Origin of the sequence: Chroococcidiopsis sp. [FACHB-1243] (assembly GCF_014696895.1) — a bacterium.
In the GTDB taxonomy this organism is placed as follows: Bacteria; Cyanobacteriota; Cyanobacteriia; order Cyanobacteriales; family Chroococcidiopsidaceae; genus Chroococcidiopsis.
This window is the reverse complement of sequence record NZ_JACJQX010000028.1, coordinates 41865-65865: the sequence shown is the minus strand read 5'-3', so window position 1 is coordinate 65865 and position 24001 is coordinate 41865. Positions and strand designations below refer to the sequence as shown.

General features: G+C 44.2%; 27 protein-coding genes and 1 riboswitch. Of the genes, 15 read left to right on the top strand and 12 right to left on the bottom strand.

Going from position 1 to position 24001, the window contains the following annotated elements; all coding sequences use genetic code 11:
* Positions 1-78: 78 nt before the first annotated feature.
* The 4 genes from H6G17_RS20615 to H6G17_RS20600 all read left to right on the top strand — a co-directional run bounded on the left by H6G17_RS20615 (position 79) and on the right by H6G17_RS20600 (position 3737).
* The gene (locus tag H6G17_RS20615) at positions 79-1260 is read left to right on the top strand and encodes a hypothetical protein (protein ID WP_192160359.1); all 1182 of its coding nucleotides are present in this window, start codon (positions 79-81) and stop codon (positions 1258-1260) included.
* Between the two features lie 122 nt (positions 1261-1382).
* On the top strand, positions 1383-2435 hold the full coding sequence (locus tag H6G17_RS20610; RefSeq protein WP_192160357.1) for a pentapeptide repeat-containing protein: 1053 nt from the start codon (positions 1383-1385) through the stop codon (positions 2433-2435).
* Between the two features lie 47 nt (positions 2436-2482).
* Positions 2483-2914 carry a hypothetical protein gene (locus H6G17_RS20605; protein ID WP_192160355.1) on the top strand — a complete coding sequence of 144 codons (432 nt, stop codon included), beginning with the start codon at positions 2483-2485 and terminating at the stop codon, positions 2912-2914.
* A complete protein-coding gene (locus H6G17_RS20600; protein ID WP_192160353.1) occupies positions 2895-3737 on the top strand; it encodes a pentapeptide repeat-containing protein in 843 nt (280 codons plus the stop codon). The genes H6G17_RS20605 and H6G17_RS20600 overlap by 20 nt, the downstream gene beginning before the upstream one ends.
* Positions 3738-3769: 32 nt before the next feature.
* Here the strand turns inward: H6G17_RS20600 and H6G17_RS20595 are convergent, their stop codons facing one another.
* Entirely contained in the window at positions 3770-4294 is a 525-nt protein-coding gene (locus H6G17_RS20595) for a hypothetical protein (RefSeq protein ID WP_192160352.1), read from the bottom strand.
* 356 nt (positions 4295-4650) lie between these two features.
* Here H6G17_RS20595 and H6G17_RS20590 point away from each other — a divergent pair, with 356 nt between their 5' ends.
* The 3 genes from H6G17_RS20590 (at position 4651) to H6G17_RS20580 (ending at position 7041) form a co-directional block, all read left to right on the top strand.
* Positions 4651-5166, top strand: coding sequence for a DUF192 domain-containing protein (locus H6G17_RS20590; protein ID WP_192160350.1), 516 nt, complete (start codon positions 4651-4653; stop codon positions 5164-5166).
* 167 nt (positions 5167-5333) lie between these two features.
* Entirely contained in the window at positions 5334-5831 is a 498-nt protein-coding gene (locus tag H6G17_RS20585) for a DUF192 domain-containing protein (RefSeq protein WP_192160348.1), read from the top strand.
* Positions 5832-5856: 25 nt separating this feature from the next.
* Complete coding sequence (locus H6G17_RS20580; protein WP_192160346.1) at positions 5857-7041, top strand: MFS transporter; 1185 nt, start codon at positions 5857-5859, stop codon at positions 7039-7041.
* Between the two features lie 10 nt (positions 7042-7051).
* Here the strand turns inward: H6G17_RS20580 and H6G17_RS20575 are convergent, their stop codons facing one another.
* From H6G17_RS20575 to H6G17_RS20565, 3 genes are all read right to left on the bottom strand, one after another.
* The gene (locus H6G17_RS20575) at positions 7052-7291 is read right to left on the bottom strand and encodes a 2Fe-2S iron-sulfur cluster-binding protein (protein WP_192160344.1); all 240 of its coding nucleotides are present in this window, start codon (positions 7289-7291) and stop codon (positions 7052-7054) included.
* 11 nt (positions 7292-7302) lie between these two features.
* A complete protein-coding gene (gene cobQ / locus H6G17_RS20570; RefSeq protein ID WP_015157447.1) occupies positions 7303-8787 on the bottom strand; it encodes a cobyric acid synthase CobQ in 1485 nt (494 codons plus the stop codon).
* Between the two features lie 121 nt (positions 8788-8908).
* Positions 8909-9316 (bottom strand): Npun_F0494 family protein, encoded by a 408-nt coding sequence (locus tag H6G17_RS20565; protein ID WP_192160342.1) that lies wholly within the window; start codon positions 9314-9316, stop codon positions 8909-8911.
* Positions 9317-9537: 221 nt separating this feature from the next.
* Between H6G17_RS20565 and H6G17_RS20560 the strand changes: the two genes are divergently transcribed.
* Complete coding sequence (locus tag H6G17_RS20560) at positions 9538-9837, top strand: hypothetical protein (protein ID WP_192160340.1); 300 nt, start codon at positions 9538-9540, stop codon at positions 9835-9837.
* 101 nt (positions 9838-9938) lie between these two features.
* On the opposite strand, the gene H6G17_RS20555 is transcribed toward H6G17_RS20560, so the two are convergent.
* The 5 genes from H6G17_RS20555 to H6G17_RS20535 form a co-directional block, all read right to left on the bottom strand.
* On the bottom strand, positions 9939-10715 hold the full coding sequence (locus H6G17_RS20555; protein ID WP_192160338.1) for a ZIP family metal transporter: 777 nt from the start codon (positions 10713-10715) through the stop codon (positions 9939-9941).
* A 198-nt stretch (positions 10716-10913) separates the two neighbouring features.
* The gene (locus tag H6G17_RS20550; protein ID WP_192160429.1) at positions 10914-11570 is read right to left on the bottom strand and encodes a DUF1295 domain-containing protein; all 657 of its coding nucleotides are present in this window, start codon (positions 11568-11570) and stop codon (positions 10914-10916) included.
* A 141-nt stretch (positions 11571-11711) separates the two neighbouring features.
* Positions 11712-13130 carry a hypothetical protein gene (locus H6G17_RS20545; protein WP_192160337.1) on the bottom strand — a complete coding sequence of 473 codons (1419 nt, stop codon included), beginning with the start codon at positions 13128-13130 and terminating at the stop codon, positions 11712-11714.
* Between the two features lie 74 nt (positions 13131-13204).
* Positions 13205-14134 carry a UV DNA damage repair endonuclease UvsE gene (gene uvsE / locus H6G17_RS20540; RefSeq protein ID WP_192160335.1) on the bottom strand — a complete coding sequence of 310 codons (930 nt, stop codon included), beginning with the start codon at positions 14132-14134 and terminating at the stop codon, positions 13205-13207.
* A gap of 268 nt (positions 14135-14402) precedes the next feature.
* The gene (locus tag H6G17_RS20535; RefSeq protein WP_192160333.1) at positions 14403-14915 is read right to left on the bottom strand and encodes a YdcF family protein; all 513 of its coding nucleotides are present in this window, start codon (positions 14913-14915) and stop codon (positions 14403-14405) included.
* 247 nt (positions 14916-15162) lie between these two features.
* Here H6G17_RS20535 and H6G17_RS20530 point away from each other — a divergent pair, with 247 nt between their 5' ends.
* The 6 genes from H6G17_RS20530 (at position 15163) to H6G17_RS20505 (ending at position 21119) form a co-directional block, all read left to right on the top strand.
* Entirely contained in the window at positions 15163-15396 is a 234-nt protein-coding gene (locus H6G17_RS20530; RefSeq protein ID WP_192160331.1) for a hypothetical protein, read from the top strand.
* Positions 15397-15615: 219 nt separating this feature from the next.
* On the top strand, positions 15616-16704 hold the full coding sequence (locus H6G17_RS20525) for an amino acid ABC transporter substrate-binding protein (protein WP_192160329.1): 1089 nt from the start codon (positions 15616-15618) through the stop codon (positions 16702-16704).
* A gap of 129 nt (positions 16705-16833) precedes the next feature.
* A complete protein-coding gene (locus H6G17_RS20520; RefSeq protein ID WP_192160427.1) occupies positions 16834-17994 on the top strand; it encodes an ABC transporter permease subunit in 1161 nt (386 codons plus the stop codon).
* Positions 17995-17998: 4 nt separating this feature from the next.
* Positions 17999-19189 (top strand): amino acid ABC transporter permease, encoded by a 1191-nt coding sequence (locus tag H6G17_RS20515; RefSeq protein WP_192160327.1) that lies wholly within the window; start codon positions 17999-18001, stop codon positions 19187-19189.
* A gap of 85 nt (positions 19190-19274) precedes the next feature.
* Entirely contained in the window at positions 19275-20027 is a 753-nt protein-coding gene (locus tag H6G17_RS20510; RefSeq protein ID WP_347276456.1) for an amino acid ABC transporter ATP-binding protein, read from the top strand.
* Between the two features lie 111 nt (positions 20028-20138).
* Positions 20139-21119 (top strand): ribokinase, encoded by a 981-nt coding sequence (locus tag H6G17_RS20505; protein ID WP_192160325.1) that lies wholly within the window; start codon positions 20139-20141, stop codon positions 21117-21119.
* A 7-nt stretch (positions 21120-21126) separates the two neighbouring features.
* Here H6G17_RS20505 and cobW read toward each other — a convergent pair whose 3' ends face one another.
* The 3 genes from cobW to H6G17_RS20490 all read right to left on the bottom strand — a co-directional run bounded on the left by cobW (position 21127) and on the right by H6G17_RS20490 (position 23432).
* Positions 21127-22197 (bottom strand): cobalamin biosynthesis protein CobW, encoded by a 1071-nt coding sequence (cobW, locus tag H6G17_RS20500; protein ID WP_192160323.1) that lies wholly within the window; start codon positions 22195-22197, stop codon positions 21127-21129.
* Between the two features lie 85 nt (positions 22198-22282).
* Positions 22283-22552: a hypothetical protein gene (locus H6G17_RS20495; RefSeq protein ID WP_192160321.1), complete on the bottom strand. Its 270-nt coding sequence runs from the start codon at positions 22550-22552 to the stop codon at positions 22283-22285.
* A 211-nt stretch (positions 22553-22763) separates the two neighbouring features.
* Positions 22764-23432, bottom strand: coding sequence for a HupE/UreJ family protein (locus H6G17_RS20490; RefSeq protein WP_242038512.1), 669 nt, complete (start codon positions 23430-23432; stop codon positions 22764-22766).
* A gap of 21 nt (positions 23433-23453) precedes the next feature.
* A riboswitch (cobalamin riboswitch) is annotated at positions 23454-23658 on the bottom strand.
* A 141-nt stretch (positions 23659-23799) separates the two neighbouring features.
* On the opposite strand from H6G17_RS20490, the gene H6G17_RS20485 reads away from it, so the two are divergent.
* Entirely contained in the window at positions 23800-23994 is a 195-nt protein-coding gene (locus tag H6G17_RS20485; protein WP_192160421.1) for a hypothetical protein, read from the top strand.
* Positions 23995-24001: the final 7 nt, after the last annotated feature.

The following is a 24001-nucleotide window of genomic DNA, read 5'->3' as shown; positions in this document are numbered from 1 at the left end:
TCATAATTCGTAATTCGTAGTTATGAATTGAATAAACATCGAAAAGTTTCAAACTGTAACACCAAAACACTAAAGCTTATGTACTCCAGCGATTCAGCATTAGTAGATTGTTTTCCTCACCAGATGGAAACTGAAGGTATTAAGTTGGATGACCGAAGAGGTGTCAAGTTTAGTGGTAAATGGGTGCAAGTTGAGAAATTAAAGAAGAGTGATTCAAAGAAGAGCGATCGCGTTGTAAATTTCTCTTTAAAACAAGAGGAAAAAGAAATTGTTAATGAATTGTCTAACGATCCGTTATTAAATTTGCTTTGTCTATTAGTTGAAGCAGGTCGAGAAATTCCCGACGATCGCTGTCAGCTCTACCGAGAAGGGCTAGAAATTTTATTGAGTCAATGGGATGAAGCTTATCATATTCCAGGCGATCGCTTCTACAAAAATTTGTCCGTACAGCACAAACAAGACTTATTAAGTAAAATTGCTTTGGCTACATTTGAAACTGGAGGTAAGTTTAGCAAACAGGATATTGAAAAATCTATTACCGAGTATATATTTAACCTGCCAAAAGCACCTAATAGCCCGGAACTCTTGCAACTTACGACTGAGACACTTCTGAATTCTATTCAATACCAACATCAGTTATTTGTCGAATTAGCTCCAGAGGTTTATTCTTTCGCTGACATCAGATTTCACGAGTATTTTGTAGCTCGGGAAATAGCCGATCCTTCTCATCCTCAAAGAGCAGAACAAGCTTTAAGAAATTTAGCTGCTCGGATTTCAGAACCACGCTGGCACGAAGTTTTTGTCTTCGTTGTTGGCATGTTACGAAATGCTGATTATTTTCTCAGTTTAATGAAGCAACAAGCTGACGCGATCGCCGCAGTCGATCCAGAATTATCGCGCTTTCTTGTCTGGTTGGATGGCAAGTCACATCATCTGAGCAAACCCAAGTTTAAACCAGCTGCTTTCCGTGCCTTTTATTTAGAATTTATCCTCGACCTCAAATCAGATTCTCTACAAGAGGAATGTAGCGATCGCTATCTTCATTTATCTGATATTGATGCTTCAAGTTACGAGCTGATAAATTTCCCCTTTACTTCCCAGCAAAAAGCTCTTCTCAAACAGTATTACGATGCCAATCAACTCATACTTGATTGCCTGCGCCAAGCACAATACATGACGCGGAGTTTACGTACAGAAATTGAAGAAACACTTTTAGTTCCTTCATATTTAAGCTGTCCGCTAAAAACGGCGATCGCTTAATATAAATACCTAACATAAATTTCTTGTAGGGGCGCACAGAGAAAGCGCCCCTACAATGTTGTCACGATCTAGCAGGTTTATGGTAGTGTTAAAGCTGAAGATCGCACGGCAAAAATCGCTAGATGACTAGTGAAGCAGACTTGCTGCTCAGGCAAGGTATTTCTCAATACCAAACAGGTGAATTTGAGCTGGCATTGCAGTCTTGGCAACAAGCATCAAATCTTTATCGCAGCAGCCAAAATTTCAAGCGCGAAGGCGCGGCTTTAGGGAATTTAGGCGCAGCTTATCAAGCTTTAGGAAACATACCCCAGGCGATCGCCTGCTTTCAACAACATTTGGAGATCGCCCAGAAAATTCAAGATGCAACTGGCGAAATGAATGCTCTTGCCAATATTGGTAATGCTTATTTGGCATCAGCAGAGTACGTTCGGGCAATCGAGCACTGGCAAAAACTTTTGGCGATCGTACCAGCACAAGGCGATCGCTTACAGGAAGGACAGATCTTAAACAGCCTGCGACAAGCATACGCTAGTTTAGGCAAATTGACCCAGGCGAGAAAATATCAACAGCAACAGTTGGCGATCGTGCGGGAATTACTCAACTCGGCGATCGCGACAGACTTTGTTTCTAGTCTAGAAGCGATCGGTTTAGATCCTACACAAGATTTATTCGGAGCCGATCTCAGTCAATTCGATCTTCGTAATGCTAGCTTGAGTCGCGCTAATTTAGAAGGGGCAAATTTGAGTGGTGCTGACTTGACATTTGCCGATCTGAGTCGCGCTAATTTGAGTGGTGCTTGTCTTGTGCGTGCCAAACTCAGTAATGCCAATCTTCGCGATGCGAATCTCAGTCATGCCGATCTGAGCGATGCAGACTTACGCGCAATTCTACCCCGCGTGAATTTAAGCAGTGCGAATCTCAGCCGGACAAATTTATCGAGTGCCTATCTTCAGAATGCTAACTTACAGGGGGCAAGTTTAAACGGTACGCTACTACAACAAGCAGATTTGCATGGTGTTGATTTGAGTCAAGCGAGTTTGAATGCAGCTAATCTCACCCGCGCAGAATTGAATGCAGTCAAAGTAGAAAAAACACGCTTTGTTGATGTCGTCGGAATTTCAGCACAGATGAAACTTGAGTTTCAGCAACAAGGGGCAATTTTTGACTCAGTTTAGCAAGATTCTTCTAATGGTATTATTCAGTTGCGTCTAGACTGTGCCAAATGACCCAACAGCAAAATCCTCCACCCACTCAGCAACAGCCTACTTCACAGCAGGAGACGATATTTGGTAGACGCACAAAAAGAATTTTGATGAATGTCTGGGAAACCTTAGATTTGCTAGGTTCAGCTTTGATGGGGGATCTGTGGCGAACCATTTATCTGAGTATTCAGGATGCAATCGCTTTGAGTATTCTTCTACGCATTCCTGGCGCGATCGGACATTGGATTATTGGGAAAGATTTCTCCAGCTTCGATCTTTGCCTTCAAGAAAATGCTTTGGGTGCGTCGCGCTATGCTTGTTTTATCATCGTTGCATCTGATTTTGCTCTTTGGATCGTTCTAGCCGGAAGAATAATCGGTCGCTTTTGGGCAAACTTGAGCGATTTGAGCAAAAATAAAGGAGGTGGCAGTCATGGCTCAGGTCAACCGTAGAAAGATGAGTCTGTATAATGAAGCCAAAGCTGGACTTAGTTCGTTGGTCAAGCAAACAGCTACAGTCTTTTTGGGTTTGCTGGTCTTATTAATAGTCACAAGCGGTAGTCCACCAGCCTCTATGATGGGATTGTTGGTCTTGGTGGGTGTTGGTTTTGTATCTTGGACTGAGAAGAGGCGGCTTATAGAGTCAGAAGAAGCTGATTTAAAGCGACATCTAGCAGTTCACAGCTTTACAGTTCAGGAAACTCAGCCGAATACAGATTTAACACATAATGAGAGCCAAGTACGACTAAAGTTTAGCCCAAACAAGCTAGCAGTCGAAGATAAATGCTATGGAAATACACCAAAGTCACTAAAACCTCAAGAATTTCTCTATCTGAGCAAACAAATTCAGGAGGCGCAAACAGATGACTTTATTGAGCTAGCGAAAATTGCTGGTTTAGACCCTTTAAAAGACTTTGTTAGAGCCGATTTAAGAAATGTGGATCTGAGTAATGCTAACTTAACGGGAATCAACCTGAGTGGTGCATACTTAGGTAAGGCTAACCTTAGTGGTGCTAATCTGAGAAACGCTAACTTGAGCAACACAGTTTTATCTCATACTGACCTCAGTAATGCTAACCTGAGTAATGCTAACTTGAGTAGTACTATAGTATACGGCGCTAATTTGAGCTTTGCTAAGCTTGATGGCGCAAAGGTAGATGGTAGCAGATTTGTTGGTTGGAATACAGGACTCACCGAAGACTTAAAGCGTGACTTGCAGCAAAGAGGCGCAATTTTTGAAGATTCTGCGGGCGATCGCCAGCCAATCTCAACTTAGATTTAAATAGCGATCGCGCCATCATGTTTAATCTATGGATTACTACCAGGTGTAGGGGTTAAATCTTGTTGCGTTGAATTACTACCAGGTGCAGGTGCTAAATCTTGTTCCGTTGTCTGTGCTGCTGCTGGTTGCGGTTCGCGTACTTCCCAGCGGCATTGTTTTTGTTCTGGCTGCTGATAGTTAACTGCCATTGTAAACGAGCGTGTAGCAGCGCGGTTTTTGTCGAAATTTATGTCAGCCCGCGTGTAGTTTTTTCCAGCGATCGCCGTCCACTGTAATATCTCGTTGGCATACGCTCCATCGGGAACGAAGCGCATTTTGTATTTTACTTGGTCTGGAGAGTCTCCCGATCGCACGAATAGCAATCCCTGAGCGATGTCTGCCGATCGTTCCAAGACATCAGCAGAGATAAAGCTACATCGATCGCCTTCGTCTCCCTCCACCAGCGCTAAGAAAGAACGGTCAGAGCTAGTTTCTACTTGTTGGGCTGGCGTTTCTTGGCTGGAAAAGACGACTAAGGCGATCGCTAAGATTGGTAAGATAGCTGCTTTCATAACTCCTCATCCCTCAAAGCACTCAGACGCAACTGATTTGTTATATAGTACAGCGAATTTGCTCTCTGAGGCTGGGAATATTTGAGCGAATCGAGAAAGAAGTTACAAGCGACAAGTCAAAAGCACGCTTCTGCATTTTCCGTACTTTCTATCTCTGTTCATTGATTCTTAATAACTTATCGCCTTTGCTCTTAACTTTATAGAGCTAGAACTATCTACAGTCATCGTACCTAAAGTTGTGAATTGCCAGTTATAAATGTGTCAATGGCGCAGTTTCTTCATTGCGCGCAATCTGCATTGCCGATTACCTAACATTTAACTACGAGTGTATTAATGATATATAAATTGATAAAATTATGTTTTCTAAAATTCCTCTTTGGCTGCTTAGTATCTCAATATTTATTATTTTGACAACTCTGTATTTAGGCTTTTCTTGGCTATCTTTACAACTTAGTTCACCACAAAAACCGCAAGTTCTACCAGTTTTAGCCAGAATTGAAGTTGCCAAGCAAATAATTTACTTAGAAGTTCCTCAAACCCCAGAGCAAGAAGCACAAGGCTTAATGTATCGTACTATAATTCCTAGGAATAGGGGAATTTTATTTGAAGTCAATCCGCCTCAAGCGATCGAATTTTCCATGCAAAACATTCTCGTACCAGTCGATACAATTTTTCTGAGAAATACGGAAATTCAGCAAATTCAAATAGCTGTTCCTACCTGTAACGAAGTCAATTGCCCCACGTATAGCTCAAAGGTAAAAGTAGACCAAATGGTTCAGTTACAGGCTCGAAGAACTGTAGAGCTAGGTTTAAAAGCTGGCGATCGCCTACCAATTGAGTTTCTTGACTTAGATACTAAAACTTTTCGCTGACCTCGACTTAACAAAAATTAATGTCAGTTCTTTTGTTTTAGATAAAAGATTTAAGCAAGAGTTAATTTACACTATTTGCAAGAACGATTTTTGGTTAAGAAATTAGTCGATTTCTGGTTAAAAAGTCGAATAGCTTCGGTTAAGAAATCGTTAAAGCGAGGGCTTTTATGTTAACTGCGACCCAGAAGAAGCACCGGAAGATTTCAGCTAATAATGCTTTTTGCATAGTCACATTGGTGAGCGGGCTGCTTTTACTAATAATTCAAGCTCAAATTGAAAAACAACCACAATCTCTACCTGTAAGTGCGAAAGCGCAAATTTCTGGACAAGAAATTGAGTTGGAAGTTGCTCAAACAGCGCAGCAACAATCTATGGGACTGATGTACCGTGGCGAACTTTCACAGACAAGAGGAATGCTGTATACTATCGATCCACCTCGCCCAGTTAAGGTTTCAATGCAAAATATGCGCTTCCCTGTGGATGTCGTCTATTTACAAAACGGACAGATCGCAGCCATTCAAGTAGAAGCACAGCCTTGCGATGCAATTGCTTGCCCTACATATAGCTCCAAGGCAACGGTAGATCAAATGATTCAGCTACCAGGTGGCACGACAGCAACATTAGGATTAGAGGTAGGCGATCGCGTCCCAATTCAGTTTCTCTAACGATGAACCCCCTAGAGCTTAGCTCATGCAGCCAACTAACTCGTTACCTATCAAAATCACCTTGCTAGTTGTCAGTACGCTGACTGTGATGGCGGGTGCAACAATTGCACCTTCGCTACCAGCGATGAAACAGCACTTTAGCACCATACCGAATGCAGATTACTGGGTAAGGTTGATTTTGACAGCTCCAGCCCTATTTATTGCCTTGGCTGCGCCCTTTATTGGTGCGACGATCGATCGATTGGGACGCAAACCCGTGTTGATCGTTGCCTTACTCGTATACGGACTAGCAGGTAGTTCGGGGCTGTGGTTGAATGCGATTGGCTTTATTCTGTTCGGACGAGCGCTATTAGGTTTGAGCGTGGCTGGGGTGATGGTAACGGCGACGGCGTTGATTGCAGATTACTACACGGGGAAAGAGAGAGGGCAGTTTTTGGGTATCCAAGCTGCTTTTATGGCATTAGGAGGAGTCGTTTTCCTAACTTTAGGTGGCTTTCTTGCCGATATTGATTGGCGAATGCCCTTTTTTATCTACTTAATTGCTTTAGTCTTAGTCCCGTGCGTCGTGTTATTGCTACCGGAACCGAATCGTACAGCTAAGGGTGCTGGGGCTAACGTTGCAGACGAACCAACCAGCTTGGCGACTGGTTTAGTGGTATTGACCTACGCGATCGCCCTGCTCTCGCAAATCGTATTTTATCTAATTCCCGTACAACTCCCCTTTTACTTACAGCAATTACTACAGGCAAGCAGTTCTCAAAGCGGGTTAGCGATCGCCCTTGCAACTGGGTGTTCTGCGGTTAGCTCGTTATTGTACCAGCACGTCAAAGCCCGTCTCAGCTTTATTAGCATTTATGGCATTGCTTTTTTAAACATGGCACTGGGATATGAATTGATTAGTTTTGGTGCGGGTTATGCGGTGATTCTACTAGGATTAGCGATCGCGGGTCTGGGTTTGGGTTTACTCATGCCAAATATGAACTTTTGCCTCACTTCAATCGCTCCTGGTGTAGCCCGTGGGAGAGTTTTAGGTGGGTTAACGACTAGCTTTTTTTTAGGACAATTTCTCTCGCCCCTCGTCAGTCAGCCTTTAACTAATTTCGTAGGAATAGCTGGGACTTACAGAACTGCTGGAATTGTGATGGGGATAATGGCTATAGCTGCCTTAGTATTTTTGACGCGGGCTAAAACAGCGGGAAATGCTAGCTAGATATTGATTCTCACCACGCCGGATCGAAATAAAGATCGATCGTTAACTGTTCCTGTCCCGGAGGAACTGCAGTAATACAAGCGCACACTGTATTATCTCCATCAATCTCGACTTCGCAAGCGTGACAGGAACCCATCATGCAGCCGGTGGGGATGACAACCCCCGCTCGGTCTGCTACATCTAACAATGGTTCTCCGACTGTGGCTTCTACAGTGACATCATCGGGTAAAAAATTGACTCGCACAGTCATAATTCCTAACTTTAAGGCGATAAAACCGAAGATAAGTCTAGGTGCGTTTCTACCATACCTGCTAGGGAGTCGAGCATTGCTTCTCGCTGCTCGCGATAATTAGAAATACCTGTCGGTAGAGATTTAAGTCCCCTTTGTTGCCGCAGGCGATTTAACCAAGCCCTCCGCCAGGGTCCATTATCGAAAATTCCGTGCAGATATGTTCCCCAGATTGATTGACTACTATCTACCATGCCAAGACCAGTATCGTCAAACAGGGGTTGATAGTCGTTAGCTTGGGCGGGAGGCAATTCCACTAAACGCGATCGCCCTTGGTGAATTTCATACCCCGATACGGGCAATCCTGACTGCGGAAAATTCGATATGACTTGACGCTGGCGAGCAACTTTATGCATCGTGATTGCCGTTCTGATTGGCAGCAATCCTAAACCTGGATACCTACCAGCTTCGCCCTCTAGCCCTTCTGGATCGGCTAGCTGTTGCCCCAGAATTTGGAAGCCGCCGCAGATACCTAAAACCGTTCCCCCAGCCGCCGCATAGTTTTGAATTGATTTTGCCATCCCGGTTTTATGCAGGACGAGTAAATCGGCAATTGTGGTTTTCGTCCCTGGGAGAATCACCGCATCTGGATGTCCTAATTCGTGTTTGGGGCTGAGATATCTCAAACCAATACAGGGTTCGGATTCTAACGGATCGAAGTCGGTAAAGTTAGAAATTCGCGGCAGGCGAATTACGACAATGTTGAGTTCGCCTTTAGCCCGAGAGGGCTTGCGTTCAAACAAATCGAGAGAATCTTCGGCGGGGAATGAATGATCCAGCCAGGGAATGACACCAATGACGGGGATTCCCGTCCGTTCTTCCAGCCACTTAATGCCCGGTTCTAAGATCGATCGCTGTCCGCGAAATTTATTGATGATAATGCCGCGCACTAAACTGCGTTCCTCTGGTTCGAGTAATTCTAGCGTGCCTACGACATGGGCAAAAGCACCACCGCGATCGATATCTACGACTAGTAACGTTGGCGCGTTTAAATACTTGGCGATCCGCATATTTGCTAAATCGCGATGCTTGAGATTAATTTCTGCCGGACTGCCTGCCCCCTCGCACACGATCATGTCAAATTCTGCTGACAGATGGCGCAGAGATTCTTCAATTGCTTGCCACCCTGGCTGAAAAAATTGCTCGTAATAGTCTGCTGCGTTGACTCGTCCCACAGCCTTGCCTTTGAGGATCACCTGAGAAGACATATCTCCTTGGGGTTTGAGCAAGATCGGATTCATTTCTACCATTGGAGCAACGCCAGCCGCCCACGCTTGCACTGCTTGGGCGTAGCCGATTTCGCCACCGTTAACGGTAACGTAGGCATTCAGCGCCATATTTTGTCCTTTAAAAGGCGCTACACGCCAGCCACGTTTGGCTAAAATGCGACAAATTGCAGCTGCGATCGTTGATTTTCCAGCATGGGATGTCGTTCCCACGATCATGATTGATTTCATATGCGGCTATCGGCTTGAGCAGGTAAAGGCAGAAATTTCAGACCGAGATGGGTTTCTGTGTTTATTTTTCCCCTTTTTTGCTGATTCTTAACTTTTACGCTTACAAATTTAAGGCATTCACCTAAAATGGCAGTCGCAGCCAGCGGCTCAGGGTATTGTAAAGGCGATCGCGCCGCGTTGGAGTATCCCACTTACCATGCTGAGCATATCGATCGACTAGTTGTCTGCCCAGAGGCGTGAGCCGAAAACTATCTGTTATTCCCTGTCCGTCTACCTCGCGCCGCAATACACCGACTTGAATCAGCCAAAAGAGTTCGTTATCTACCGCAAGTTCCGTTAATGGGCGCTGAGTGTAGCCTTTTTCCATGCCAGAACTGCCCGCGATCGCCATAACTGGTACGCTTTGAGCTATCATTGCCTGAAATAAGCGTAAGTTAAAGCAAGAACAAATCAGCGCCCGACGCGCCCGCTCTAAGGTACGGTTGGGATAGAAAAATGGTTTAGTGTTGCTAGTATTTGCATTAGTCATTTTGGTATTTGTACCCTACAGTCACCTTGCCTGAAAAGCGATTTTTGAAACTTCTAAATATCTTAATTATTACAGGAATTGGTCATTTGTTATGTGTCGTCAGTCATTTGTCATTGATAATGATCCATAAAATAAGGTGGGCATTGCCCACCCTACACCTAAATTCGTTGCTACAGTAAAATTAAATAGTTTGTCAGTAATCTCCGTCCAGGAAGCAGGCAATGAGTAAAGATATCCGCGTTGCTGCAACTTCAAAAATTTGGGCTTTTGCTACGGGAATGCTAGCAATTTGCATTCCACTTTCGAGTGTAACCAGGAGTGGTCCTATTTTACCGCTAGCCGCGATCGCCGGAGCTGCCACAGGTACGTACTTTGTCTGGCGCGATGACAATAAATATAAATCATTAGCAAATAGCGATCCAAAACAACTTGAGCAACGCATCGCGAATTTAGAAACAATTGTGAGCGGTCGCGAGTTTGAATTAGAGCGGAAGATAAAACAATTAGAATCAAAGGATTAAGTCAAAAGTCAAAATTTAAAAGTTAAAAGTCAAATTCCATTCTTTGACAACTGATAACTTTGTAGAGACGTTATATGTAACGTCTCTACACACATAACTGACTATCCCCCTAGAGCAATATCTAAAAACATCATTACCACAAAACCTAACATGACACCGATAGTTCCTTCGGTTTCTAATCCTTTACGGTGCGATTCGGGGATAATATCGTCGCTGATTACGAATAGCATTGTTCCTGCTGCAAACGCCATTGCCCAAGGTAAAATAAACTGAGCTATACTTGCTACGCCAGCACCAACTAAACCGCCCAAAGGCTCTACTAAACCCGTAAGCAGAGAAACTCCTAAAGCATAGCTAGTAGAATATCTTTCTGAGATTAATGATAGAGCTACTACTAAACCTTCTGGCATATTTTGTAAGCCAATACCTACAGCAATTGGTAGTCCTTGTTCGATATTTCCACTCCCAAAATTTACTCCTACAGCTAATCCTTCAGGAAAATTATGAATTGTAATCGCGGCGATAAATAACCAAATTTGTTTAATACTTTTACCCCGACAATTTTCTCGTCCTTTAAAAAAATGTTCGTGCGGTAAAGCATGGTGGGCAACTTGTAAGAACAATCCGCCCAATAAAATACCTATAACCATAATTAGAGCAGCGATCGCTCTGGAATAACCAATTTTTTCTGCTGCTTCTGTGCCTGGAACGATGAGAGAAAAAGCTGTAGCTGCTAACATAACTCCACCACCAAACCCCAACATAATTCCCTGGATTCTCTGGGTCAAATTGATTGGTAGTAAGATTGGTAAAGCTCCAACAAAAGTTGCTAGTCCAGCGAGTAGGCTAGCAAGAAATCCGACAAGAACAACGTTCATAAATTGCGATCGCGGTAGTTATAGTGATAGTGAAATAGCAGCTTAAATACATGCTGCTTGAGTTTACATTTGTAAAAAAATATTTCCTGAAAAGTAAGCATATCATACTCGTTATGAGTACGCGTTGTTAATTTTTGCATGGCTTGAGGGCGCACGATTGTACGCCTTCCCAGAATGGATATGGTATGCTGCCCTGAATCACCAAAGAAAAGGAATCAAGCGGCTGCTAGACTCTTGATACGCTGCATACTCGCTATATTTGCCAGACATGGTTTGTTCTCTTTGAGAGATGCGCTGGAGATAGAGGAGGGTAATAGTTCCTGGTACGAGATAAGCCCATAAAGAACCTGAGACAACGCTGAAACTGAGATAGCGTAGCAAGTCACCGAAGTAGTTAATATTGCGGGAAAATCTCCAAACTCCATCCTGCACTAAACCCGCCCCGTATTGCTTAGCAGTTAGTTTTTGTACGTCAGCAGTGGTATTAATTAGAGTCCCGAAGATGTAAAGTGGTATGGCGATCGCTGTGGCAAGTGCAGAAATAGGTGCGGGGTTGGTAAATGCCAAATATCCAGGTAAGGTATAGAATACTCCGACAAATATCAAAGTGAAGCTAAGACCTCCTACTCCTATGGGTTCGTTAAATATCTGTCGTCGGTTAGGAAAGAACCACTGTTCTAGCAACCACCACAGACAATAGCTAACGTGCAAACAAAGATAGATAACTTGGCGTAAGTCGGATATCCCAAAAACGATTGCACAAATTGCGAGGCAAAAAACTGTTAGCACCTTAGCTGCATTAATTGCTGTCAGTTGAGTGATTGTACTCGCTCCAGCATCAGATGTATTCTGCATCATACTTACAAACTTTTCTTAACATTTCTTAATTGTAGCTGGGAATCCTATTATAAGATTTGTGTCGCGCAAAGACGCAAAGGCGCAAAGGGTGCTTAGCGTCTCTGCGTCTTTGCGTGACATCTTCCTCAAAATTTACTGCTACTGGCGGATGATGCGGCGTAATTGATTTGCTTCTTCCCAACTTCTTTCAACTCCACCTTGGGCAATATCTTTGACGTAATTAATTTTGACTTCTTCTAGTAAGTCTACAAATAATGATTTGAGTGCTTGTAAGTTATGCTGTTTTTTGACTTCTGTTTCTAGAGCAATACTAAAGTTTTGAATTAAGTGAGTTGATTTTTCTATGACTTCGGGATCTTCGAGTAAATTTGTTAAAGTTGTGTAGGTAGATTGGGAAATATCGTTAGCTAATTTTGATGAAACTTGACGAGGTAGAGTGTCCATACCTGGTAAATGCTGTATTTGCTGGTACATTTGAGTTTTCTTAATGGCATTTTCGATACTGTAGTGGAGTAATGATTCAATCTCAGTTTGGACTTTGGGAATAACTTGATAAATTGTCATTCGCAGTAAGCGATTAGCAATTTCTTGCACTTCATTAGTGTTATTAATATTGATATAGGGTTGGTAACGTCCCGTTCTTAATAACCACTCAGCTGCATCACCTCGTTCGATAGAGTCTTGCATTTGATCGATTAACCGCACGCCAACAATTTCTGTCATTTCTTCAGCGAAATTAGTGACGAAATCATATTTAATTTGCTTGCGAATAGGTTCGAGATTTAATAATTGTGCTTGATAAAGCTGTATCGTTACTGGAATTACCCTCAGCCAGCGCCAAAATGGTAAGAGGAGAAATAAATCGTACCAGCGCCTTAGCAGTGCCTCTAGCCAATTTAAATCTGGTCTTTGACGGCTGATAATGAAAGTACGGATGAGAATCTCTAAGCCAAAAAAAGCGATAAAAGGTAAGTCAATTAACCAAAAGCGTTCGATGAATTTACCTCGGGTATTAATGCCGCGATAGTAGTTAGTTTCTATGAGCGTTTGAAGATTTGTTGTAAAGAAATCTAATTCTCGCTCCCAGCCTGCGCGATTGAGATAAGCCTGACTCCAAAAAGTATCGAAGGCTTGATGAGCTGAGTTAATATGAACGCGATCGCGGACTTGATTTTTGATATTTTCTAAATGTCCGGTTTTCTGGGCGATCGCAAAAGGGTTATCTTCGATTAACTCATTGCTAAGTTGTCGCATTTGAGCTAATAGATTCTCGACTTCTGGTGATTGAATATCCGTTTGCTGAATTTGGTGCTTGAGCTGTTGAAATTGAGCGAGATATCGGGTTGTTTCTCGATGGGGTTCGATACCTTTAATTGGATCGTACTGCTGGACGATTTGAGGTGCTTTTTCAAAATAAAAGTCGCGCCAAGGAATATATGATAGATCGAACAAGACAAGGAAGAAATTCAATAAAACCACAAGAGCAACTAATCGTTCCAGCCAGAGAAAGCGCCGTACTGGACGAAATGCTATTTGAGTTTTTTGCAGAGATGACATATTCATTTCCACCAAATTTTGCTCGCACCAAGAATGCAGGTTTCGCAGTTAAGGAGCGATAACAGCAAATAGTATCACCAATTGCTGTTAGTCAAAGCCGCGATCGCGTCTTCTTTTGCCTTAGCTTCAATTTCAATCCAGGGTGCTTCTCGGTAGATACTGGGCATGACGGTAATAAATTCGCTATGCTGTCTATCACTGAAAGCTGCTTCACCGTTAGAAATGTGGACGAGTTGCCACTCTGGATTTTCCCACGTCGATCTAGCAGCATAAAACATCTCGGCTACGGAGGGACGATCGTAGCTATCTAGTTTCTCATGACAGATGTGATGGTGAGCGTCAAAGACCATTGGGACTTTTGCCTGCTGACAAACGGCTAAGATTTCCTCAGCACTGTAGGCATATTCGTCATTTTCAAAAGTGAGTCGGCTTTTTATTGCTTCTGGAAGGCGATTGACAACTTGCACCAATTGCGCCGTTCTTTGAGCTTTGCCTCCGTGAATATTCATGCACGCCCAAGCCGATCGCGGTAAACTGAGCAAGTCCATAATTTGGGCATGTTGTGTCAAAATTTTGATACTGTTTTCCACGACTTGTGGCGAGTCAGAACTCAATACCACAAATTGATCGGGATGGAGTACCATGCGGATGCCCAGTTGTTGCGATCGCCTTCCCACTGCTGCTAAATCGGCAGCCATTTCTGCTAAGATAGCTTGTCCGATGCCGTCTTCCATGTCACCTAGAGGAAATAAACCCGAAGGCATTCGATAGAGGAAGATTTGGTTCGTTTGACAAAAAGATATTGCCGCATCCAAGCGAGTTAAATTGCTCAAATAAAGCTCTCGTAAGGCAGTTTCCCGTTCTGCTGCACTTAACTTGAGGTAGCGCGTCCGCGTCATGGTACGATAGCGGACTGCTTTAGAAACGGTGATACAAACTAAACCCAATTTAGACCGATCGCTTGCGCGAGATAATAATTTTGTACTGCTTGGATCGATAATCATAGATACATAAACAGTGGCTCATCGAACCGCGATCGCCACCACAAACAAACATGGGTAATCAACATAAATTTAATCTGTCAAATCTAAAATCACATCTATCAAGAGGTGAGAGGTAATGGATAATTGGTAGTTGGTAATGGGTAATGGGTAGTTGGTAGTTGGTGGTTGACAGTTCTTGCTCCTCTGCCCCTCTACTCCCCTGCCCCTCTACTCCCCTGTCCCCCTTGTCCCCCTTGTCTTCCTTGTCCTCCGACTCCCGACTCCCGACTTATCTTTTCGTCAACGTTGAACCCGTGCGTCCTGTCAGCACCCAAAGCACAGCTCTACCTCCGTCGCGGATGGTTTTGTTGTAGGGTTCTGGCGATCGCTTGGAGGGAACGGAAATCGGGGTAAAATCAATCCCACGACTACCTAAGACAATTTGACCAATTGTTTCGGCACGGCGCATATGATAGTCAGACGTGATCAGGTAGATCTTCTTGATGCCCCGCTTTTGAAACTTGCCGACTAAGGTAGTAAAGTTTGTAACCGTATCTACTGCCTGGTAGTCTAAATGCAAACGACTGCGATCGACACCAGCTTGGGTAAATAAATTACGGGCGTATTCTTTCGGACTACCACCAGAAACCCAAATTGGTAAATCTGGCTTGTTCCGTGCAAATTCGATTGCGAACTTCTCTCGTTGGACGGAACCGCCGAGAACGAGAATTGCTTGATATGGCTCTAACTGGCTTTTCACCTCCTGATATCCCAGCCACAATAAGGTAAGCAGTAGTAGCATCAACCAACACCAACCCCTACGCCCAGATTTTCGCGGCTTGACCCGTCGATAACGTCGCTTTTTCAGAACTTTAGCAGAGCTTCAGCGCAACAACACGAATATCTAGGGTAGCAGGCAATAGAGTAGGGTGGCTGAGGTCAAAAGAAATTTTGGAAAATTGTCGGGAAGAAAATTACAATTTATAAAAATTAATGCTTCGACCGGGCGACTTGAGTTGAACTGGTAATAGCTAGGGAAGTTAAGCACAATGAAAGCAGCAAAATTATCGTTGGCGGCTATCTTATCCACGACTGCGATCGCGGGTGGAGTTTTATTTTCTTCTGTCGATCCGGCTCAATCTTATCCTTGCAGTAGATATCGGAACAGCTACACGACGCAAACAATTGATTGGTGGCGCTCTCCGTGGGTAGCAGTTTTGACTATTCCTGGAATTGCTCTAGGAGTGACTCTTTATAAGCGCGGTCGTTCGTATCAGAATTAGCGGTGCAATTTTCACGCATACCTGTAGGGGCGCACAGATGTGCGCCCCTACAGGTATGCATTTCGCCTCTGACAAGAGTGCCTCTCGCCTGTTGCCTCTGTTTACTGTAGAGTTTAACTAATCAAATTTACAGAGAAACACTCGCTTTTGTGGCAATTGATACCACTTAGTATGAGCCTGCATCGTAAAAAAACAGAGAAGAGTAGGACAAATCTATTTATGTTCAAAAGGAGTGTACTGCTAGTGGGTGTTGCGCTGGTAGCAACTCCTTTAGCTGCTTGTAGCCAATTTTATTCCCAGACACCACAGCCACAGGGAACCGCCCAAACAGGAAGTAGCCCAGCAGCAGGAGGAGGAGGGGGTACACTAGGTACAGCCATATCTCGCGGTAGGCTAGCGTGCGGTGTCAGTGGTACTTTACCAGGATTTAGCTACGTAGACCAAGCAGGTAAGTATTCTGGACTCGATGTAGATATCTGTCGGGCGATCGCAGCGGCTTTATTTGACGATCCGAATGCTGTCGATTTTCGCAATCTGAACGCAAAAGAGAGATTCACTGCCCTGCAAGCAGGAGAAGTCGATATTCTCAGTCGCAATACGACTTGGACGATGAGCCGCGATACTTCGGTAGGGCTGGAGTTTCTTCCTGTGACGTTTTATGACGGTCAGGGCGTAATGGTGAAGAAATCTGCTGGGACAAAAGACTTGAAGGGTTTGCAAGGTAAAGCTGTTTGCATGGAGACGGGAACCACTACCGAGCAAAACTTTGCCGACCAAATGCGCAAAATTGGAGTGAAATACACGCCCTTAGTATTTGAAGATGCTAATGCCGTTTACGCAGCATACGAACAAGGGCGGTGTCAGGCTGTGAGTACCGATCGCTCTGGATTGGTATCCCGTCGAACAACGCTGAAAAATCCGCAAGATAATATTATTCTAGATGCGCTTTTATCCAAAGAACCACTAACACCAGCCGTGAAAAACGGAGACTCCCGCTGGTTTGATGCAGTTAAGTGGACGATCTTTGGCTTAATTGAAGCCGAAGAACTGGGGATTAATTCTCAAAACATCGACCAATTCGCCAAAAGTCAAGACCCAGTTGTCAAAAGATTGCTAGGCACGGAAGGGAATTTAGGTCAAGGTGCGGGTTTACCAAATGATTTTGTTGCCCGTGCGGTGAGGAAAGTCGGCAACTACGGCGAGATTTACAACCGTAATCTCGGACCTGGCACACCATTCAATTTACCACGCGGTCAGAACGATATCTGGGAGAAAGGTGGCTTACATTATGCCCCACCGTTCAGGTAACAGTTGTCAGTTATCAGTTATCAGTAGAGAGTGACTTTTGACTTCTGACTTCTCAGTTTTAACTTTTAACTTTTGACTTACCAACTACCAATTACCTATTACCCATTACCAATTACCTATTACCACTACATGAAGTTGCAGAAACTACTAAGAGACGATCGCTTCTGGCAGATTGCCGGACAGGCGATCGCGGTTGTGTTGGTGGTAATTTTTGTTGCCCTGATTTGGGATAATCTCACTTATAATCTGCGGCAATTAGGCATTCAGTTAGGATTTGATTTTTTGGGAGTGCAAGCCTCCTTTGATATTGGCGAAAGCATCATTCCCTACGATCCGTCTAAGAGCTATAGTCGGGCAATTTTTGTTGGGTTGCTCAATTCATTGCGCGTGGTAGCAGTTGGTCTGGTTTTGGCAACTATTTTCGGATTAGTGTTTGGCATTGCCCAACTTTCAGATAACTGGTTGGTACGACGCATCGCTATTGCTTATGTAGAAATCTTCCGCAACGTACCTCTACTGTTGCAACTATTTTTTTGGTACTTTGCCGTTTTTATCAACCTACCAGGAAGTGAAAATCCTATTACTCTTCTTGGTTCTACTTACCTGACAGGACAAGGCTTGTTTTTCCCGTGGCTGGAAATGGGCGCAGGCGGAGGCATTTGGTTGGTGTTACTGCTGGCGGGAATTGTTGGGGCGATCGCCTTGTGGCGCTGGCGGGGGCGCGTCATGGTAGAACGAGGACAGATAGGACATCAAATTTGGTATGCTTTGGGTTCGATTTTAGGGGCTGTCGTTATCGCTTTTGTCTTGACCCGCAATATTCCCTTTCGGTTGAGTATTCCGCAAGTTACGCAGGGACAGATTGAGGGTGGATTGCGTCTGTCGCCAGAGTTTTGCGCCCTCCTTGCTGGACTGGTGATTTATACAAGTAGTTATATTGCTGAAATTGTGCGGGCAGGGATTCTAGCCGTACCAAAAGGGCAGTGGGAAGCAGCCCGTGCTTTGGGACTGAAGCCAAATCGGATCATGCAGATGGTGATCCTACCACAAGCGTTGCGCGTAATCATACCACCTCTAACGAGCCACTATCTTAACTTAGCCAAAAATTCGAGTTTGGCGATCGCAGTCGGTTTTCCCGATGTCTATTTCGTTGCTTCCACCACGTTTAATCAGACGGGACGGGCTGTGGAAGTGATGTTGCTAATTATGATTACATATCTAACTACAAGCTTAACCATCTCTCTCATCATGAATTTATACAACCGCACCGTGCAAATTAAGGAGAGATAGACCCTTGCAAATCCAATCGTCTGCGCCTCCTACCCCACCCACATCTCCCCTTGACTGGGTACAGAAAAATTTGTTCAGTACTTGGTACAACAGTATCCTGACAGTTGTTTGCTTAGCAGTCATTATTTGGGGACTGAGTAACTTTATTAGTTGGGCATTAACCGCAGCACAGTGGGGAGTCGTGGGTGCAAACTTGCGGCTCTTTTTTGTCGGTCGGTTTCCTCCCGAATTGTACTGGCGGGTGTGGACGGCGCTGGGACTGATTATCGGTTTAGCAGGGCTTTGTTGGGGTTATATTGTCAGAAAGTCACCCTTATTTAGTCGGACAATTTTATTTGTTTTAGGGGTAATTATTGCAGCTATTGTACTGCTACCTTTAGAACTGAGTGCGCGTCTATGGATATTAGCGATCGCCATTATTGCCATAGTTGGCTACGCAGTTGGACGCAAATTACCTGCTAATATTAGCCCTTGGCTAACACCAGCTTGGGGATTAGTATTTATCCTCGATATTTGGTTAATTGGAGGCGGTTTGGGTTTAACTTCAGTTCCAACAAATGTATGGTCGGGGCTATTACTAACCCTACTCACAGCAATTTGCGGGATCGTACTGTCGTTTCCCTTTGGCGTGTTACTCGCCCTCGGTCGCCAAAGTCCATTACCTATAGTCCGGATCTTATCGATCCTCTACATTGAAGTCGTACGCGGGTTGCCACTCATTGGCATTCTCTTCTTAGCCCAGGTAATGTTACCGTTATTTCTCCCGCCTAACTTCCGCAATTTAGATCGCGTACTGCGGGCGATCGCCGGACTAGTATTATTTAGTGCAGCGTATTTAGCAGAAAATATTCGTGGTGGATTACAAGCTATACCTAGAGGACAATACGAAGCCGCTAAAGCCTTGGGATTAAGTTCGCCTTTAGTTGTGTTACTGATCGTATTACCCCAGGCACTTAAAGCTGTAATTCCCGCGATCGTCGGTCAATTTATTGGTTTATTTAAAGATACATCTCTACTCGCTCTATTTGGTTTACTCGAATTAACCGGAATTTCTCGCTCGATTTTGGCGCAACCTCAATTCCTCGGACGCTATGCCGAAGTTTATTTATTTATTGGCTTACTCTACTGGCTCTTTTGTTATGGAATGTCTACAGCCAGTCGCTATTTAGAACGGAAATTAAATGTTAGTAACTAACAGGTAATGGGTAATGGGTAAAGTCAAAAGTCAAAAATTACCAACTACCAACTACCAATTACCAACTATCAATTACCAACTACCAATGACAAATGACAATTTACAACCAATGATTATTGCTGAGAACGTCCATAAGTGGTATAGCAGCAACAAATTTTACGTTTTGCGTGGGGTTAGCCTTACCGTGAATCGGGGAGAGGTGGTGGTGGTGATGGGTCCCTCTGGTTCGGGTAAATCTACGTTTATTCGCACGTTCAATGCTTTAGAAGACTACCAACAAGGGCGAATTGAAATCGATGGAATTGCCCTGACTCACGACTTACGCAACATTGATGCAATTCGTAGAGAAGTGGGAATGGTGTTTCAGCAATTTAATTTGTTTCCTCACCTGACAGTACTGCAAAACGTAACTCTTTCGCCAATTTGGGTACGCCGCTGGAAAAAGCAAAAAGCGGAGGAAGTTGCCATGCAACTGTTGGAAAGGGTAGGAATTTTAGAACAAGCACAAAAGTACCCAGGACAACTTTCTGGCGGACAACAACAACGGGTAGCGATCGCCCGGGCGTTGGCAATGCAGCCTAAAATTATGTTATTTGACGAACCTACATCAGCGCTTGACCCAGAAATGGTACGGGAAGTGTTAGATGTAATGAGGAGTCTAGCGCGATCGGGGATGACAATGGTAGTTGTGACGCACGAAGTTGGGTTTGCCCGCGAAGTTGCCGATCGCATCGTTTTAATGGATGGTGGAATGTTAGTCGAACAAGCCCCACCCCAAGAATTTTTTCAAAACCCCAAAGAAGAACGGACGCGCAAGTTTTTATCGCAAATTTTGTAAATTAGGGAGTAGGGAGTAGGGAGTAGGGAGTAGGGAGTAGGGAGTAGGGAGTAGGGTAAGAGATGAAAGGTAGATTTTAACTCTTGACTTTTAACTTTTGACTTTCTACTCATGGTTGCGATCGTATTCGGTAGTATCAACATCGATCTAGTTAGCAAAACACCCAGATTACCTTTACCTGGGGAAACATTGACGGGACATAGTTTTGCTACCGCACCAGGGGGAAAAGGCGCAAATCAGGCAGTTGCGATCGCCAAATTGGGCGTTCCCTCTTACATGGTAGGGCGCGTTGGCGGAGATAATTTCGGTCGGGAATTATTAGCCAGTTTGCAAGCGGCGGGAGTACGAACTGAAAATGTATTAGTCGATGAAAGTATCAGTTCTGGAGTCGCGGCGATCGCGGTTGATGACAATGGTGAAAACCAAATTATTATAACTCCTGGGGCAAATGGACGAGTCGATGAGACAGATGTAGAACGCCTCCAAAGTGTATTAAAGATCCCCCCTAGCCCTCCTTTTCAAGGGGGGTTGGGTGGATCTCGCCCTCCTTCTCAAGGGGGGTTGGGGGAATCGATTCTACTCCTACAACTAGAAATTCCCCTCAGCGCTGTTATTGCAGCTGCCCAAGTTGCAAAAGCAGCAGGAATTCAGGTCATTCTCGATCCTGCACCAGCCCAAAACTTACCAGACGAACTTTATCCCATAGTCGATATCATCACCCCAAACGAAACAGAAGCGGGGCGATTGGTTGGTTTTACTGTAGATGGACGAGAAACTGCAACCGAAGCAGCGCAGGCTTTATTGCAAAAAGGGGTTGGTAATGCGATTGTCAAACTTGGTGCTAAGGGTGTCATCTGTGCCACTCCAGCAGAAACATTTTTTACCCCCGCCTTTTCCGTCAAGGCTGTAGACACCGTAGCCGCAGGAGATGCCTTTAATGGTGGTTTGGCTGCGGCACTAGTAGAAGGACTATCCTTGAGACAAGCAGTGGTATGGGGTGCGGCGGCGGGTGCTTTGGCTGCAACTAAGCCAGGGGCGCAGTCTGCAATGCCAGATAGAGAGACTTTCAATCAATTTTTACAGCAGGTTTAACCAGATGTTAGCTTGGCAAAGCTACTAATTGAGATGCAATTGTAGTGGGATTGAGACTGCGACCGATAAAAACCAATCGAGTTTGCGGCATTTCTTCAGGTTGCCAAAGGCGATCGTAAAATTGGTCAAATCGCGTCCCCACGCCTTGTAAAACTAGACGCATTGGTTTATTGGCGACAGCGACAAAACCTTTAATTCGATAAATATCTTGTTCTTTTGCTAATGCTTGCAACTGGTTTTGTAAAGAATTAGGTTCAAATGTGCGATTTAAAACAACATGGGTTGAAGTAATTTCTTCTTCGTGTTCGTGGTCTTCTTCCGTGTCGTGATGGCTGGGACGATTAGACAAATCGTCTTCAGCCGCAGCTTGAAAACCCAACAAAATTGTAGGATCGATTTGACCGCGATCGCTTGTTACCATTTTTACCTGTCGCGGTAGTTCTTGTTGCACCAACTTTAAAACTTCGGCTTGCATTGTCGCATCAATCAAGTCAGTTTTATTTAATACAACTAAATCTGCACAAGCCAACTGGTCTTCAAATAATTCCTGTAACGGGGTTTCGTGTTCTAAACTCTCATCTGCCTGTCTTTGCACCTCAACCGCTTGCGGATTGCTAGCAAACGTTCCTGCGGCAACAGCGGCACAATCTACTACCGTCACCACTGCATCCACCGTAGCAGCATTGCGAATCTCGTGCCAGCGAAAAGCTTTCACTAATGGTTTTGGTAAAGCTAACCCAGAAGTTTCAATGACAATTCCGTCCAGACTGTCTCGGCGTTTCAACAACTCTTGCATTGTCGGCAAGAATTCCTCTTGTACCGTACAGCACAAACAACCATTCGTTAATTCCACAATCTGAGGCAAATCTTCCGTTCCGACTCCCGAATTGTCGCTTGTCTCTTCTGGACAAACCTGGCAAGATTTCAATAATTCCCCATCTATCCCCAACTCGCCAAACTCATTGACTAAAACAGCAATGCGCCGTCCCTGATTATTTTGCAACAAATGACGGATGAGAGTTGTTTTGCCGCTGCCTAAGAAACCAGTAACAACTGTAACGGGAATTTTTGTAGCCATTGGATTCTAATTGAAATTAGCCTGCGATCGACAAACAGCATTGTCTCACAAGTATTGAGGGAGTGGGGAGTGAGAGTAGTAGTTATTATTTTTTGCATTGCAGCAATTTCGCGATCGCTTCTCGATGAGATTCTTCTGATGCGTCTGGTTCCACTACAATGAGATCGGAATCGTTCATTACCTGTCGAGATTGTTCCTGTAAAATTTGTTGCTCTAGCGCAGATAACTCACTATTGCTTAGAGAACTCAGGTCAATCCAAGGCTCCATAATACGTTCTCCCTTCTGAACTAACGATAGCAATAATTTCAACCCCATCATTCCGCCTACCTCTAATGTGAATGGAGTTGGTTCCAAGTTCTGTTGCGGTGCTAATCGCTGTTAGCCCCACCTCTTGTATAGTTTTAATAACTGACAATCCCACTTTATCTTGTTTTGAAAGCTCCATTCAGACAGATGTTAAGAAACACGTAAATGTAGTAGACTCGCAGGGTCAATTCATTTACGACTGAAATCCCTGGAGTTCTACTTTGGCAGTTGTATTGAGTGCTAGCTGACTACTTAACTTTTAACCCATCACCGAAGAAGTCAAGAACACCACACCGATCGCGCAGATTGCTAAACCAGATAATCTTAACCAAGAAGGACTAGAATTAGCAGATTTCTGCAATGCTAAATTCCCTACTAAAAAGGCAACTAAAGCTACACCATATTGGATTAGAGTAAAACCCAACAAGTAAGCAAATAGAGAAAACATTTGCGCCCCGATAATAGCTTCTCCGTAAGCGTAACCATGAAATAATCCCGCGATCGCACCCAACCCCAATGTTACCAACCAATGAGGACGATCTCGCCACAACAGCATTGCCCCAAAGATAATAACAGAAACTGCGATCGCCACCTCAGCCGCAGGTAAATCGATCTGGAAGACGTGAATAATCGTCCCTAACATCGCCGCCACGACAAACCCAGCCGGAATTAAAGCACCGCGCCGTTGTCCGACAGCAAGTAATCCAATTGCCACGACAAAAGCTAAATGATCTAAACCAATAACAGGGTGAGCCAGTCCTGACAAGAAACCTTCAAATAAATTTACTGGAGTCTTGCCACCGATCGCGTGATGGGCATAAGCTGGTTGGGGTATGGCAAAAAATGCGATCGTCAAAGCGGTTGCAATTAACCCTAAGTAGCGCCAAAATAGTTGCAAAATTTGAGACATCAAAACTTTAGACATCATCCGTACCTCGCGAAGGATGTGAGTTAAACAATTTCTATCGGTGGGTATTCTGACTTTAGAGTGTCATTAGTCAATGGTCATTAGTCATTTGTATTTACCAATGACCAGTGACTAATGACTAATGACAACAGATTTACAGTTGCGGGACAGCGCCGGACTTACACCGAACTTTCCCCATTACCTCTAGCAGCTGCTCCCTGCTAGAACCGATTTAACTGAGGGCTTCATCATACCATCAGATCGCATCCTGAGAGAGAGGCAAAACTGTTACTATTGTGTTCAACTGAAAAAGTTAGGTTTCGCTAGCCTGCGATCGCCATTATAGAAATTCCGCTCTTACCAATGACTAATGACCAATGACAACTATATGGAAGACTCTCAATTCGCTATTTTCATCGTCTTTGGTTGTATCTGGGTTGTGATGGGAACTGCGGGTGTCATTGCACTGCTAAAGTCTGACGGTCAAGAAATTCGGTTTGGTAAATGGGGATTGATAGTTGCTCTGCCAATTATTATCCCCATCATTATTGCACTGGCTTTTGGCGCGTTCTACTACAACTAGTTCGGGT